Origin of the sequence: Mycobacterium sp. NPDC006124 (assembly GCF_040614235.1) — a bacterium.
GTDB lineage: Bacteria > Actinomycetota > Actinomycetes > Mycobacteriales > Mycobacteriaceae > Mycobacterium.
In genome coordinates this window covers 12327-27552 of sequence record NZ_JBEXUA010000007.1, presented here as the reverse complement: position 1 = coordinate 27552, position 15226 = coordinate 12327, and the positions used below count along the sequence as shown (strand labels likewise).

The window sequence follows — 15226 nt, the reverse complement described above, 5'->3', positions numbered from 1 at the left end:
TTTCGTGGTGCCTACCGTCAACGGCCACGTCTCCCACTGGTTCGACGAGATTCCGTCGCCGCGTACGGCGCTGCCCGGCGACCGTGACGCCGACGTCTGCATCGTCGGCGCCGGGTTCACCGGCTTGTGGACGGCCTACTACCTCAAGCGAGCCGACCCGTCGCTGCGCGTCACCGTCCTGGAGGCCCGCTTCGCCGGCTTCGGCGCATCGGGCCGCAACGGTGGCTGGCTGTCCGGGATGGCCCCCGGTGACCGGCACGCGCTGGCCCGCGAGCGTGGCCGCGACGCGGTCGTGGCGTGGCAGCGGGCGCTCAACGAGGCGATCGACGAAGTCGTCGACGTGGCGGCCCGCGAGGGCGTGGAGGCCGGCATCGTCAAGGGCGGCACCCTGCAGATCGCGCGCAACGCCGCCCAGGCCCAGCGGCTCGCCGAGCGGCTGGCTGAGGAGCGCAGCTGGGGTGTCACCGATTACGTCGAGCTGACCAGTGCCGAAGCGGCGCAACGGGTTCGGTTCTCCCGCGTGGTCGCGGCCTATCACACGCCGCACTGCGCGCGCATTCAGCCGGCGGCACTGGCCCGCGGGCTGGCCGACGTCGTGGAACGCCTCGGCGTCGACGTCTACGAGATGTCCCCGGTGACGGAGATCGCCGCCGGGCGGGCCACGACACCGCGAGGCACCGTGCGGGCTCCGGTCATCCTGCGGGCCACCGAGGGCTTCACCGCCGGGCTGCCGGGGCTGAGGCGTCGCTGGCTGCCGATGAACAGTTCACTGGTCGCCACCGAGCCGATCGGACCCGAGGTGTGGGACGCCATCGGGTGGGCCGGCCGCGAGACGGTCGGCGACATGGCGCACGGATTCTTCTACGCCCAGCGCACCGCCGACGACCGCATCGCCATCGGCGGTCGCAGCGTGCCCTACCGGTACGCCTCGCGAACCGACCTCGACGGCCGCGTCCCGCAGCGCACGATTCGAGAGCTGACCGCCGTGCTGCACGAGGTACTGCCGCAGGTGCGCGACGTGCCGATCGCCCACGGGTGGTGCGGCGTGCTGGCGGTGCCGCGGGACTGGTCGGCGGGGGTGAACTTCGACCGCTCGTCGGGACTGGGCTGGGCGGGGGGTTACGTCGGCCACGGAGTCACCGCGACCAACCTGGCCGGGCGCACACTGGCCGACCTCGTGCGCGGCGACAAGACGCCGCGCACGGAGCTGGCGTGGGTCGGGCACCGGTCGCGGGACTGGGAGCCCGAGCCGCTGCGCTGGCTCGGCGTCCGCAGTCTCTACCTCGCGTACAAGGCCGCCGACCGGCACGAATTCGGCGGTCGCACGACGACCTCCCCGATCGCCAGGGTCGCCGACCGGATCACCCGCAAGCCCTAGGGGCGGGCGCCGTCGGGGGTGGACTCCGCCGCGGCCTTGAGCCGCTGCAGCGTCAGCTCGATGTTCTTGGCGTTGACCGAGGTGCGGTCCGAGACGCCGGTGGCGAAGCTCGCGGGCTTGCGGAACCAGCCCGGCCGCCGGTCCCAGGTCTGCTCGGTCACGCGGCAGCCTCCCTCGACGGGTTCGATGTCATAGCGCCAGTGGGCCACCGGGATGATGACGCTCTTGACGTCGAAGGCGAACACGCGGCCCGGTTCGGCGTGGGTGACGGTGCACGTGGTGGTCCACGACTTGCCGCCGTTGGCGTTGTGCCCCTTGAAGACCGCCCCTGCGGTGGCGGGCTCACCGCGGTGCCACTGCATCGCGTCGGCCTCCTCGGCGAGGGCGGCCATCGCCTGAAGGTCGGTGACGAGGGCGTAGACGTCGGCGCAGCTCGCCGCGATGGTCACCGACGCCGCGGCCGTGGGTTCGCTCATCGCGCGATGGTAGCGAGCCGAACCGGAAACAAGGCCCACTCCGCGAACGTTGGGTTGGTCATGAGCGAACGCAAAGTCCTCCACCCCACTGAATCGCACCCCATCACCGTCAGCCCGACCGGCAAGCACGTCGTCGTCCGGGTCGACGGTCAGGTCATCGCCCAGACCGATGCCGCGTTGACCCTGCAGGAGTCGACGTACCCCGCCGTGCAGTACGTCCCGCTGGCCGACGTGTCGGCCTCGGTGCTGACGCGCAGCGACACCACCACCTACTGCCCCTACAAGGGCGAGGCGAACTACTACCACCTCGACGCCGCGGGGCACGTCGTCGACGACGCGGTGTGGACCTACGAGCAGCCGTATGACGCGGTGGCCGCCATCGCAGGTCACGTGGCCTTCTACGCCGACAAGGCCGAGGTCACCGTCGGATAATCTTTGGCGGTGTCGAGTCACGCCAGCGTCACCTTCGAGAGGCCCGCGAGCCCCTCGATGACGCTGTCGCCGCAACGCCGTGGCCCGGGTGATCCGTGCTACCGGGTGGTCGACGGGGCGATCTGGAAGACGAGCCTGTTGCCCAGCGGGCCCGTGACGGCGCGCATCGTCGCGTCTGCGCGCACGACGGTGGACTGCGAGGCGTGGGGCGACGGGGCGGCGGAGTTCGTCGACGGATTGCCGGCGATGCTGGGCGTCGACGACGACGCGACGGGGTTCGCCCCCGAGGAGCCGACGATCGCCGCCGCTCACCGCCGGGTGCCGCACCTTCGGCTGGGCCGCACCGGTCGGGTGCTCGAGGCGCTGGTGCCGGCCGTCCTCGAACAGCGGGTGGCCGGCAAGGATGCGTTCCGCGCGTGGCGGCTGTTGGTGACCAAGTTCGGGGCGCCCGCGCCGGGTCCCGCCCCGGAGCGCATGCGGGTTCCGCCGTCGGCGGAGGTGTGGCGGCGCGTCCCGTCGTGGGAGTTCCATCTGGCCAATGTCGACCCCGGACGGGCCCGGACGGTGGTCGGGTGCGCGCAGCGCGCGGACGCGGTGGAGCGCCTGTCGGCGCGTCCGCCCGAGGCCGCCCGCACGGCCTTGATGACGCTGCCCGGGGTGGGGATCTGGACGGCCGCCGAGGTCGCCCAACGTGCCTGGGGTGACGCCGACGCCTTGTCGATCGGCGACTACCACCTGTCCAACGTGGTCGGGTCGACGTTGCTCGGCCATCGGATAGACGACGACGAGATGGTTCGGCTCTTGGAACCGCTTCGGCCGCATAGGTTTCGGGCCGTCCGCCTGCTGGAGGTCAGCGGGTTGGCCCGCAACCCGCGGTTCGGTGCGCGGATGGCGATCCCGAATCTGCGGACGCTCTAGTCGCCCAGGCGGGCGGCCACCCACTCCACCAGGGGGCGGGCCGCGCGCCAATCCGCCCGGACGGCGTCGACGAACTCCGGGGTGTGGATGACCGGCTCGAAGCCGTAGTCCTTGGTGACCGTCAGCGAGCGATGGCGCAGCAGGTCGATGCGGGGATGATCGCCGTCGAATCCCCTCGGTGAGGTCTTGAGCCGGTCCCCGCCGACGGTGAACCCGGCCCGGGTCAGCTTCGCGAGGATCTTGCCCAGCTGGTCACCAGTCAGGTCGTTGACGATCGACGCCCGAATCCTGGCCAGGTCCGTCGCACTGGCGTCGTAGAACCCGGCCCCCGTGCGCACCCCGCGAGCGGCGATCTCCACGTACCACCCGCATGCGGGGCCCGCTCCCACGTAGGCACCCTGATGGGTCTTGTAGGGCGTCTTGTCCTTGGCGAACCGGACGTCGCGGAAGGGACGGAACACCTTGGCTGTGCCGAACTCCGGTTCCAAGGCCGTGACCAGGGCCGTGGTCGGCGCCTTCACGCACGTCAGGTAGACGTCGCGATGCGCCTCCCAGAACGACTTGGTGTTGTCCATCTCCAGGTCGTCGTAGAAGTCGAGCGCGGCTTCCGGAAAACCCGCGAACCCGTCCGTCGACTCAGTCACCACGCGAGCGTAGCGAGGTGATCACGGTGGCCCGCACGGGTGTAACCCGAGGCGCGGGCGGGTAGGTGAGCTGTCGAGAACCAGAATGAGAAAAGGGAGATACGACGCATGGCAGGATTCACGATTCCCGGAATGTCCGACAAGGACGCCAGCGAGGTCGCCAATCTGCTGCAGAAGCAACTGAGCACCTACAACGATCTGCACCTCACGTTGAAGCACGTGCACTGGAACGTCGTGGGCCCGAACTTCATCGGGGTGCACGAGATGATCGATCCTCAGGTCGAGCTCGTCCGGGGCTACGCCGACGAGGCCGCCGAGCGCATCGCTACGTTGGGGGCCTCGCCGCAGGGGACGCCCGGCGCGATCCTCAAGGACCGCACGTGGGACGACTACTCGGTGGGCCGCGACACCGTGCTGGCCCACCTGGCGGCGCTGGACCTGGTCTACAACGGGGTCAACGAGGACACCCGCAAGGCCATCGAGACGCTCGAGGAACTCGATCCGGTGTCTCAGGACATGCTGATCGGCCACGCCGCCGAACTGGAGAAGTTCCAGTGGTTCGTGCGGGCGCACCTGGAGAACTCCGGTGGTGAACTGGCCAACGAGGGTGCCAGCACCGAGAAGAGCGCCGCCAAGGCGGCCAAGGGGTAGCGATCTTCGGTTGAGCAGACAGCCGCGGCGGGCCCGCATCCCGAGGGGATGCGGGCCCGAGTGCTGCGTCTGCTCAGTTCACCTCCTCCAGGTTGTCATCGCGGACGGGCCGGTCGGCGAGTTCTTCGTGGTGGCCGAACAGAAGCGGATAGGCGGCGCCGGCGAGCGCCGCGCCGACTAGCGGCGCCAACCAGAACAGCCACAGCTGCGCCGGCGCCCCCGCCCCGTTGAAGAACGCCACCGCAGTCGACCGAGCCGGGTTGACCGACGTGTTCGAGATGGGGATCGAGACGAGGTGGATCAGGGTGAGCGTCAGGCCGATCGCCAAGCCCGCGAATCCCCGCGGGGCGCGATCGTCGGTCGAGCCGAGGATGACGAGCAGGAAGACGGCCGTCAGGACCACCTCCGCGATCAGCACGGCCAGCATCGAGTACCCGCCGGGGGAGTGCTCGCCGTATCCGTTGGCGGCCATGTTGCCCTCGGCAGTCCAGCCGGCCTTGCCCGAGGCGATGGCGTAGATGACCCCACCGGCGACGAGCCCTCCGATGATTTGCGCAATCCAATAGGCGGGCAACGCCTTCCACTCGACCCGTTTGGCGATCGCCGCTCCAAGGGTCACGGCCGGGTTGAAGTGGCCGCCGGAGACGGTGCCGAAGGCATAGACGCCCGTGAGGACGGTCAACCCGAATGCCAGTGACACGCCGAGGAATCCGATGCCGAGTTCGGTCCCGTCGGACGTGAACTTCGCGGCGAAGACGGCGCTGCCGCAGCCTCCGAGCACCAGCCAGAACGTTCCGATGAATTCGGCTGCCAGCCGGTGCCACATGGTGGGTGTGGTCATGGTGCCCTCCCTCGGCAGCACGTCGTTGAACTCCCCGTGCCGCTCAGCGTCGCACGTGGCCAAACGCTTTCGGAATGGTCGTTACCGAAACTCGACCCGATGGTGACCGAGCTACTCGAACTCGTCCTTGACGATCCTCGCCTCGCCGCGGCGTTCCGCCTCGGCACTCTCGCGGTTGATCCGTTGTGACTCGTAGATCGACACGTTGCTGCGCGTGATCAGCAGGTAGGCGATGCCGACGGTGATCATCGCGCCCGGCAGCACCGAGAAGGAACCCGTCATCTCGGCCACCATGAGCATCACCGCCAGCGGTGCGTGGGCGACGCTGCCGAAGCACGCCATCATGGCGACCACCACGAAGACGCCTGGGCCGGCGGGGATTGCGGGCATTCCGGTCAGATCGGCGAGCCGCCAGATCGCTGCGCCGACGAACCCGCCGATCACCATGCCGGGGCCGAAGATGCCGCCGGAGCCCCCCGTGCCGATCGACAGCGAGGTGGCGACGATCTTGGCCAGCGGAAGGATCAGCACGATCCACAGCGGGATGGTCATCAGCGTGTCGCGAGCCGACGCCAGCTGCACCCATCCGTAACCGCTGGACAGGATCTGGGGGATGAGCAACGCCAGCAGGCCGACCAGCAGGCCGCCGACGGCGGGCTTGAGCACCCGGCCGCCAGGAAGGCGTCTGGTCAACGCGACGGTTCCGTAGAAGACCTTGGCGTACAGATACCCCACGCCCGCCGAGACGACGCCGATGAGCAGGAACCACCCCAACTGGGTCGGCACGAACTCGTAGTCGCGGGCGACGTAGCCGAACAAGGGGTCGTAACCGAGCAGCGAACCGTAGACGGCGTACGCCGTGCCGGAGGTGATGAACCCCGGAACCAGCGCGCGGTAGTCGAAGTCCTCCCGGTAGACGATCGACGCGGCCAAGACCGCACCGCCGAGCGGCGCGCCGAAGATCGCGCCGATTCCAGACCCGATGCCCAGGGACACCGCCACGCGCCCGTCGACGTCGGACAGGTCGAGTCGGCGCGCCAGCAGCGAGCCGAACCCGGCGGAGATCTGCGCGGTCGGACCCTCGCGGCCCGCCGACCCGCCCGAGCCGATGGTCAGGGCGCTGGACACTAGTTTCACCACGACCGCTCGCGCCCGGATGGACCGGGGATCGGTGTGGACCGCCTCGATCGCGCTGTCGGTGCCGTGACCGGCGGCCTCCGGGGCGAACCTGGCGACCAGCAGCGCCGACACCAGGGCGCCACCGAGCGTGACCAGGGGAATCGCCCAGGCGCGGCTGAAGCCGGTTGACCCCCGTTGGCCGCCCTCGGCTGCTGCCGTGGGCGGTCGATAGCCGCCGAGATCGCCGAGCAGGAACTCGCCGGCGTACTTCAACGCCAGGTAGAAGACGACGGCGCCCAAGCCTGCGATGACACCGATCGCGACGCCGAGGATCAGCCATTTGCGGAGGTACCCGGAGTTCCTGACGAGGGTGCCCAGCCAGCCGCCGGTGCTGCGAGCCTGGGCCATGCGCGGATGCTAGCAGCGGCCGTCGGGCCCCGAGCACGAGCCGTGGCCCCGCCTCGGAGTGCGTTCTCCGACACAGCCGGCGTGGCGTCTCCCGGGCGATTCGCCATGGATCCGCACGGCAACCGTAATGGCCGCGTCGGCGCCCGGTGTGGCCGAGGCGAAGCTCGTCGGCCGGGTCGTTCGTCGAAGACGTTGGTGCACGACATGATTCACGATTCCCGCGGCAGCCCGCACGACCCCGGGCTTGGTGTCGACCGGGTGGCGGCCGGTCGGCGGCGCCGTCCCACCCCGCCGAGGTGGGCGGCGACACTCGCCCGAGGCTGAAAATTATCCCGCAGCAAATTTCTGACGAGTGCAAAGTGGCACTCCGTCGCCACCGATGACATTCACAGCAAACAGTTTGCCGAGACCACGGTTCGTCCGGTGGCGGCCGCCGTCGCCCGCAACGGTGACCCCCGCACCGTCACCAGCGCACCGCAACAACGGATTTCGTCGTCGTCCCGCCCGCGCCGTGCCCCGTGTCGCGGAATTGGGTCGGCCGGATCCTTAGGCTTGACTAAGTTGGCATGTCAGGCGGGGTTTGTCATATCGTTTCCCCATTCGTGGCGAGTGGGAAGTCCCGTCGTTCAGTGCTGCACGCAGATCGACCCATCGCCCGCCGGCAACAGTCGTCCTGGACGGCTGTCAGCATCAGGCTTCCATGTAGGTGTGAAGGGCAGGTGGGAATGGCGCCCAGCGACCATGGCTCGAGGCAGGGAGGCCGCAAGCAGGGCCTCTACAACCCGGCCTACGAGCACGATTCCTGCGGCGTGGCGATGGTGGCCGACATGCACGGCCGCCGCAGCCGCGACATCGTCGACAAGGCCATCACCGCCCTGTTGAACATGGAGCACCGCGGTGCCCAGGGCGCCGAACCGAACACCGGTGACGGCGCGGGCATCCTGCTGCAGGTGCCCGACGAGTTCCTCCGCGCCGTCGTCGACTTCCAGTTGCCCGAGGCGGGTAGCTACGCCACCGGCATCGCCTTCCTGCCGCAGTCGTCTCGCGACGCCGCGGCGGCGTGCGAATCGGTCGAGAAGATCATCGAGGCCGAGGGTCTGACCTGCCTGGGTTGGCGCGACGTGCCCACCGACGACTCCTCCCTCGGCGCGCTCGCCCGCGACGCCATGCCGACCTTCCGACAGGTGTTCATCTCCCTCACCGAGCGCGGCGAGGGTCCGTGGTCGGACGCCGACGTGATGGCCCTGGAGCGCCGCGCCTACGTGGTGCGCAAGCGCGCCGAGCACGAGCTGGGCACCAAGGGGCCCGGCCAGGACGGCCCCGGTCGTGAAACCGTCTACTTCCCAAGCCTTTCCAGCCAGACGTTCGTCTACAAGGGCATGCTCACCACCCCGCAGCTCAAGGCGTTCTACCTCGACCTGCAGGACGAGCGGCTGACCAGCGCCCTGGGCATCGTCCACTCTCGCTTCTCGACCAACACCTTCCCGTCGTGGCCGCTGGCGCATCCGTTCCGCCGCGTCGCCCACAACGGCGAGATCAACACCGTCACCGGCAACGAGAACTGGATGCGGGCGCGTGAGGCGCTCATCAAGACCGACGTCTTCGGGTCCCATTCCGACGTCGACAAGATCTTCCCGGTCTGCACCCCTGGCGCCTCGGACACCGCCCGCTTCGACGAGGTGCTCGAACTGCTGCACCTCGGCGGCCGCAGCCTGCCCCACGCCATGCTGATGATGATCCCCGAGGCGTGGGAACGCCACGAGGGCATGGACCCCGCGCGTCGGGCGTTCTACGAGTACCACTCGTCGCTGATGGAGCCGTGGGACGGCCCGGCGTCGGTGTGCTTCACCGACGGCACCGTCATCGGCGCCGTGCTCGACCGCAACGGTCTGCGGCCGTCGCGCATCTGGGTCACCGAGGACGGCCTCGTCGTCCTGGCGTCGGAGGCCGGGGTGCTGAACCTCGACCCGTCGACCGTGGTGCAGAAGATGCGTCTGCAGCCCGGTCGGATGTTCCTGGTCGACACCGCTCAGGGCCGCATCGTCTCCGACGAAGAGGTCAAGGCCGAACTCGCCGCCGAGCAGCCGTACCAGGAATGGCTCGAGGCCGGTCTGTTCCACCTCGGCGATCTGCCCCCGGGTGACTACGTCCGCATGCCGCACCACCGCGTCGTGCTGCGCCAGCAGGCATTCGGCTTCACCTACGAGGAGCTCAACCTCCTCGTCGCGCCCATGGCGCGCAGCGGTGCCGAAGCGCTCGGCTCGATGGGCACCGACACTCCGGTGGCCGTGCTGTCGGCCCGGCCGCGGATGCTCTACGACTACTTCCACCAGCTGTTCGCCCAGGTGACCAACCCCCCGCTGGACGCCATCCGCGAAGAGGTGGTCACCAGCCTGCAGGGCACCGTCGGCCCCGAGGGCGATCTGCTGAACCCGACGGCCGACTCCTGCCGTCAGATCGTGCTGACCAACCCGATTCTGCGCAACGCCGAGTTGTCGAAGCTGGTCTGCGTCGACCCCGACCACGAGATCCGCGGCCACAAGCACGGTCTGCGCGCCGCGGTCATCCGCTGTCTCTACCCGGTCGCGCGGGGCGGTCAGGGGCTCAAGGAGGCCCTCGACGACGTCCGGGCCAAGGTCTCGGCGGCCATCCGCGACGGCGCGCGCATCATCGTGCTGTCAGACCGTGAGTCCAACGAGTCCCTCGCACCGATCCCGTCGCTGCTCAGCGTCGCGGCCGTGCACCACCATCTGGTGCGCGACCGGACCCGCACCCAGGTCGGGCTGGTCGTCGAATCGGGTGACGCCCGCGAGGTGCACCACATGGCCGCGCTGTGTGGCTTCGGCGCCGCCGCGATCAACCCATACATGGCGTTCGAGTCGATCGAGGACATGGTCGACCGCGGCATCATCACCGGCATCAGCAGTGACCAGGCCAAGGCCAACTACACCAAGGCCGCGGGCAAGGGCGTGCTGAAGGTGATGTCCAAGATGGGCATCTCCACGCTGGCGTCCTATACCGGCGCTCAATTGTTCCAGGCCATCGGCATCAGCCAGCAGGTGCTCGACGACTACTTCACCGGGCTGCACTGCCCGGTGGATGGCATCGACCTCGACGACATCGCCGCCGATGTCGCGTCCCGGCACACCCTGGCCTACCTCGACCGGCCCGACGAGCGCGCCCACCGCGAGCTCGAGGTCGGCGGCGAATACCAGTGGCGCCGCGAGGGGGAGTACCACCTCTTCAACCCCGACACCGTCTTCAAGTTGCAGCACGCCACCCGCACCGGCCAGTACGCGATCTTCAAGGAGTACACCAAGCTGGTCGACGACCAGAGCGAGCGCTTCGCGTCGCTGCGCGGGCTGCTGAAGTTCCGCACCGGCGACGACGCCGTGCGACCTCCGGTCCCGCTCGACGAGGTCGAGCCAGTCTCGGAGATCGTGAAGCGATTCTCCACCGGCGCAATGAGTTACGGCTCCATCTCGGCCGAGGCGCACGAGACCCTGGCCATCGCGATGAACCGCCTCGGCGGCCGCTCCAACTCCGGTGAGGGCGGCGAGTCGGTGGACCGCTTCGACCACGACGCCAACGGCGACTGGCGCCGCAGCGCGATCAAGCAGGTGGCATCCGGTCGGTTCGGCGTGACGAGCCACTACCTGACCAACTGCACCGACATCCAGATCAAGATGGCCCAGGGCGCGAAGCCCGGTGAGGGCGGCCAACTTCCGGGTCACAAGGTGTACCCCTGGGTGGCCGAGGTGCGGCATTCGACGCCGGGCGTCGGGCTCATCTCGCCGCCGCCGCACCACGACATCTACTCGATCGAGGATCTCGCGCAGCTGATCCACGACCTGAAGAACGCCAACCCCAGCGCCCGGGTTCACGTGAAGCTGGTCTCGGAGAACGGCGTCGGCACCGTCGCCGCCGGCGTCTCGAAGGCACATGCCGACGTGGTGCTGATCTCCGGTCACGACGGCGGCACCGGCGCCACTCCGCTGACGTCGCAGAAGCATGCCGGCGCCCCGTGGGAGCTGGGCCTGGCCGAGACGCAGCAGACGTTGCTGCTCAACGGCCTTCGCGACCGCATCGTCGTGCAGGTGGACGGTCAGCTCAAGACGGGCCGGGACGTCGTCGTCGCCGCGCTGCTCGGCGGCGAGGAGTTCGGCTTCGCAACCGCCCCCCTGGTGGTGGCCGGCTGCATCATGATGCGGGTGTGTCACCTCGACACCTGCCCCGTCGGCGTCGCCACTCAGAACCCGCTGCTGCGCGAGCGGTTCAACGGCAAGCCCGAGTTCGTCGAGAACTTCTTCCGTTTCATCGCCGAAGAAGTGCGCGAACTCATGGCGCAGTTGGGCTTCCGCACGGTCAACGAGATGGTCGGCCAGGTCGGTGCGCTGGACACCAGGCAGGCCGCCGAGCACTGGAAGGCCCGCAAGCTGGACCTGTCCCCGGTGCTGATGGAACCCGACTCGGCGTTCATGAACCAGGACCTGTACTGCAGTTCGCGCCAGGACCACGGCCTCGACAAGGCCCTGGACCAGCAGTTGATCGCGCAGAGCCGCGAGGCACTCGACACGGGTACGGCGGTGAAGTTCCGCACCACCATCGCCAACGTCAACCGCACCGTCGGCACCATGCTGGGCCACGAGCTGACCAAGATTCATGGTGGACAAGGGCTTCCGGACGGAACCATCGACATCACGTTCGACGGGTCGGCGGGCAACAGCTTCGGTGCCTTCCTTCCGAAGGGCATCACGCTGCGCGTCTACGGCGACGCCAACGACTACGTGGGCAAGGGTCTGTCCGGCGGGCGCATCGCGGTGCGGCCGTCGGAGTCCGCGCCGGCGGAGTTCATCGCCGAGGACAACATCATCGCGGGCAACGTGGTGCTGTTCGGCGCCACCAGCGGCCAGGCGTTCCTGCGGGGTCAGGTCGGTGAGCGCTTCGCGGTCCGCAACTCGGGCGCCCACGCGGTGGTCGAGGGCGTCGGTGACCACGGCTGCGAGTACATGACCGGTGGCAAGGTGGCCATCCTCGGACCCACCGGCCGCAACTTCGCCGCGGGAATGTCCGGCGGCATCGCCTACGTCTACGACCTGCACGGCACGCTGTCCGACAATCTCAACGGCGAGATGGTGGAGTTGGAGCGGCTGGACGACGACGACGTGCACTGGCTGCGCGACATGCTCGTCGCGCACGTCGACGCCACCGATTCGGCCGTCGGCCAACGGGTTCTGTCCGATTGGGAGTCTCAACTGAAGCACTTCGTGAAGGTCATGCCGCGCGACTACCGGTCGGTCCTGACCGCCATCGCCGAGGCCGAACGCAACGGCGAGGACGTCAACACCGCGATCATGGCGGCGGCTCGTGGCTGACCCGCGCGGCTTCCTCAAGCACACCCACCGCGAGACGCCACAGCGGCGGCCCGTCCCGCTGCGTCTGCGCGACTGGAACGAGGTCTACGAGGACTTCCCCCACGACGTGCTGCAGAATCAGGCCGCGCGGTGCATGGACTGCGGTATCCCGTTCTGCCACAACGGTTGTCCACTCGGGAACCTGATCCCCGAGTGGAACGACCTGGTGTTCAAGGACCGGTGGCGTGACGCCATCGAGCGGTTGCACGCCACCAACAACTTCCCGGAGTTCACCGGGCGGCTGTGCCCGGCGCCGTGTGAGGCCTCGTGCGTCCTGGGCATCAACCAGGACCCGGTGACCATCAAGCAGGTCGAGGTCGAGATCATCGACAACGCCTTCGACGAGGGCTGGGTGCTTCCCCTTCCGCCACACCGGCTGACCAACAAGAAGGTCGCCGTCGTCGGTTCGGGCCCCGCGGGTCTGGCTGCGGCACAGCAGTTGACGCGCGCGGGCCACCAGGTGACGGTGTTCGAGCGCGCCGATCGCGTCGGCGGTCTGCTGCGCTACGGCATCCCCGAGTTCAAGATGGAGAAGCGCCACATCGACCGCCGCCTCGAGCAGATGGCGGCCGAGGGCACGACGTTCCGCACGGGAGTCGACGTGGGCGTCGACCTCACCGCTGCGCAACTGCGGTTGAACTACGACGCCGTGGTGCTCTCCGGCGGTGCGACCGACTGGCGCGACCTGCCGATCCCCGGCCGCGAACTCGACGGCATCCACCAGGCCATGGAGTACCTGCCGTGGGCCAACCGGGTGCAGAACGGGGACCCCGTGGTCGGCGACGACGGCGAGCCGCCGATCACCGCCAAGGGCAAGAAGGTCGTCATCATCGGTGGCGGCGACACCGGCGCGGACTGCCTGGGCACCTCGCACCGGCAGGGCGCGGCCAGCGTGCACCAGTTCGAGATCATGCCGCGGCCCCCCGAGGAGCGCGCGGACTCGACGCCGTGGCCGACCTACCCGCTGATGTACCGGGTCGCCTCCGCTCACGAAGAGGGTGGCGAGCGGATCTTCTCGGTCAACACCGAGGAGTTCATCGGCGTCGACGGGCACGTCACGGCGCTCAAGGTGCACGAGGTCGAGATGCGCGACGGCAAGTTCGCCAAGCTCGACGGCAGCGACTTCGAATTGGAGGCCGACCTGGTTCTCCTGGCCATGGGCTTCGTCGGTCCCGAGAAGTCGGGCCTGTTGACCGATCTGCGCGTCGAGCTGACCGACCGCGGAAACGTCAAGCGCGACGACGACTTCCAGACCTCCGTGCCGGGTGTCTTCGTCGCCGGTGACATGGGTCGCGGGCAGTCGCTCATCGTATGGGCGATCGCCGAGGGCCGGGCCGCCGCCGCGGGCGTCGACGCGTACCTCATGGGGCGCACGGCGTTGCCGGCGCCGATCAAGCCCACGGCCGCGCCTCAGCGGTAGCCAACCCCGCCGTTCGTCCGCCTTGCGAGGCGGATGGCCTGTCGTGAAGCGCGCGAATGGCGTGGTGACGAGTCCCAGTAACCACTCCAGTCACAACAGAAACATCCGACTTTTTCTCGGCGCGTCCGCTGGTGTTAGCCAGATCACAGGTGTCTAATGATCTCCGGGGGTTATGCGCCAGTGTTTCCCCGCGGTGAGCCAGACGACGGCAGGAGTGAGCACCGTGTACAGCAACCCGATTGTCCGTTCTCGAATGGGGCGTATGGCCTGGTCCCTGCTTCGGCACCCGGTGCGGAGCCGCGACTTTCCGGCCAAGCACGAGCGTCTGGTGACGGCCGCCGAACTCGTTCGCTACGGCGTCTAGCGCAGCTGCGGAGGACCTGGCGGCACCCGGGAAAAGTTTGCTTAGCCGATTTATCTTCCCGCGCGTCAGTAACTGCTACAACGTGATCCGCTCGCGACTGCGACGCGCCTCGCCGGTGACCGCATCGAAGAAGTACGTCCGCTCGGGCGGCATCGCCACCCCGATCGGCGTTCCGGGGTCGAGCAGCGTGCCCGCCGGGGCGTGGACGATCATCCTGGTGTCCTCACCCACGAGGGCGGTGACCAGGGAGTGGCTGCCCAGAGGTTCGACGACGTCGACCCGCGCGGGCACCATGCCGTCGACGCGGGTCGTATGCACCTCGAGGTGCTCGGGCCGAACGCCGACCGTCACGGGACCGTCGGGGGTCGCCGCCGTGGCGATCGGCTCGTCGGCGACGTGGAGCATGCCGCCGCGAACGACGCCGGGCAGCAGGTTCATCGGCGGACTGCCCATGAACGCCGCCACGAAGGTGTTGGCCGGCCGGTTGTAGATGTCGTCGGTGGTGCCGATCTGCTGCACCTCGCCGGCCGACATCACGCACAGCCGGTCGCCGAGGGTCATCGCCTCCACCTGATCGTGGGTGACGTAGATCGAGGTGACGGGCAGTTCCCGGTGCAACCGCTTGAGGTCACCCCGCACCTGGTTGCGCAGCTTCGCGTCCAGATTCGACAGCGGCTCGTCGAGTAGGAACGCCTGCGGCTGTCGCACCAGGGCTCGACCCATGGCCACCCGCTGACGCTGTCCGCCCGACAGCTGACCGGGCTTACGGTCCAGGAGCTGGTCGATCTCCAGCAGTGCGGCCGTCTCGCGCACCCGCCGCTCGACCTCGGCCCGTGGCGTCCGGCGCTGCCGCAGGCCGTAGGCGAGGTTGCGGTAGACCGTCATGTGCGGATAGAGCGCGTAGTTCTGGAACACCATGGCGATGTCACGGTCGCCCGGAGCCAGGCCGTTGACCACCGACCCGCCGATCCGGATCTCACCGGAGGTCGGCTTGTCCAGGCCGGCGAGCAGCCGCAGCGCGGTGCTCTTGCCGCACCCCGACGGTCCGACCAGGATGAGGAACTCCCCGTCGCCGACGGTCAGGTTCAGCCTCTTGAGGGCCGTCACCCCACCGGAGTACTGGCGCGTGACGTCTCGAAACTCGACCTCTGCCAAGGTAAT

The 15226-nt window shown here is 68.8% G+C and carries 11 protein-coding genes; 6 read left to right on the top strand and 5 right to left on the bottom strand.

Annotated elements, in window-relative coordinates; translation table 11 throughout:
- Positions 1-7 precede the first annotated feature (7 nt).
- Positions 8-1378 carry an FAD-dependent oxidoreductase gene (locus ABZ195_RS15845; RefSeq protein WP_355219306.1) on the top strand — a complete coding sequence of 457 codons (1371 nt, stop codon included), beginning with the start codon at positions 8-10 and terminating at the stop codon, positions 1376-1378.
- Here ABZ195_RS15845 and ABZ195_RS15840 read toward each other — a convergent pair.
- Positions 1375-1854, bottom strand: coding sequence for an SRPBCC family protein (locus ABZ195_RS15840; protein WP_355219304.1), 480 nt, complete (start codon positions 1852-1854; stop codon positions 1375-1377). The genes ABZ195_RS15845 and ABZ195_RS15840 overlap by 4 nt on opposite strands.
- 60 nt (positions 1855-1914) lie before the next feature.
- Between ABZ195_RS15840 and ABZ195_RS15835 the strand changes: the two genes are divergently transcribed.
- Together ABZ195_RS15835 and ABZ195_RS15830 are read left to right on the top strand one after the other, a co-directional pair.
- On the top strand, positions 1915-2286 hold the full coding sequence (locus ABZ195_RS15835; RefSeq protein ID WP_355219302.1) for a DUF427 domain-containing protein: 372 nt from the start codon (positions 1915-1917) through the stop codon (positions 2284-2286).
- A gap of 57 nt (positions 2287-2343) precedes the next feature.
- The gene (locus tag ABZ195_RS15830) at positions 2344-3204 is read left to right on the top strand and encodes a DNA-3-methyladenine glycosylase 2 family protein (protein ID WP_355219768.1); all 861 of its coding nucleotides are present in this window, start codon (positions 2344-2346) and stop codon (positions 3202-3204) included.
- On the opposite strand, the gene ABZ195_RS15825 is transcribed toward ABZ195_RS15830, so the two are convergent.
- Positions 3201-3848, bottom strand: a complete 648-nt coding sequence (locus tag ABZ195_RS15825; RefSeq protein WP_355219300.1) for a DUF2461 domain-containing protein — start codon at positions 3846-3848, stop codon at positions 3201-3203. The genes ABZ195_RS15830 and ABZ195_RS15825 overlap by 4 nt on opposite strands.
- A 108-nt stretch (positions 3849-3956) precedes the next feature.
- On the opposite strand from ABZ195_RS15825, the gene ABZ195_RS15820 reads away from it, so the two are divergent.
- A complete protein-coding gene (locus tag ABZ195_RS15820) occupies positions 3957-4499 on the top strand; it encodes a DNA starvation/stationary phase protection protein (protein WP_355219298.1) in 543 nt (180 codons plus the stop codon).
- 73 nt (positions 4500-4572) lie between these two features.
- Here ABZ195_RS15820 and aqpZ read toward each other — a convergent pair whose 3' ends face one another.
- Positions 4573-5340: an aquaporin Z gene (gene aqpZ / locus ABZ195_RS15815; RefSeq protein ID WP_355219296.1), complete on the bottom strand. Its 768-nt coding sequence runs from the start codon at positions 5338-5340 to the stop codon at positions 4573-4575.
- 111 nt (positions 5341-5451) lie between these two features.
- The gene (locus ABZ195_RS15810) at positions 5452-6867 is read right to left on the bottom strand and encodes a chloride channel protein (protein ID WP_355219294.1); all 1416 of its coding nucleotides are present in this window, start codon (positions 6865-6867) and stop codon (positions 5452-5454) included.
- Positions 6868-7592: 725 nt separating this feature from the next.
- Between ABZ195_RS15810 and gltB the strand changes: the two genes are divergently transcribed.
- Positions 7593-12242, top strand: a complete 4650-nt coding sequence (gene gltB, locus ABZ195_RS15805; protein WP_355219293.1) for a glutamate synthase large subunit — start codon at positions 7593-7595, stop codon at positions 12240-12242.
- A complete protein-coding gene (locus ABZ195_RS15800; protein ID WP_355219291.1) occupies positions 12235-13701 on the top strand; it encodes a glutamate synthase subunit beta in 1467 nt (488 codons plus the stop codon). The genes gltB and ABZ195_RS15800 overlap by 8 nt, the downstream gene beginning before the upstream one ends.
- A gap of 439 nt (positions 13702-14140) precedes the next feature.
- On the opposite strand, the gene ugpC is transcribed toward ABZ195_RS15800, so the two are convergent.
- A complete protein-coding gene (gene ugpC / locus ABZ195_RS15795; protein WP_355219289.1) occupies positions 14141-15220 on the bottom strand; it encodes a sn-glycerol-3-phosphate ABC transporter ATP-binding protein UgpC in 1080 nt (359 codons plus the stop codon).
- Positions 15221-15226: the final 6 nt, after the last annotated feature.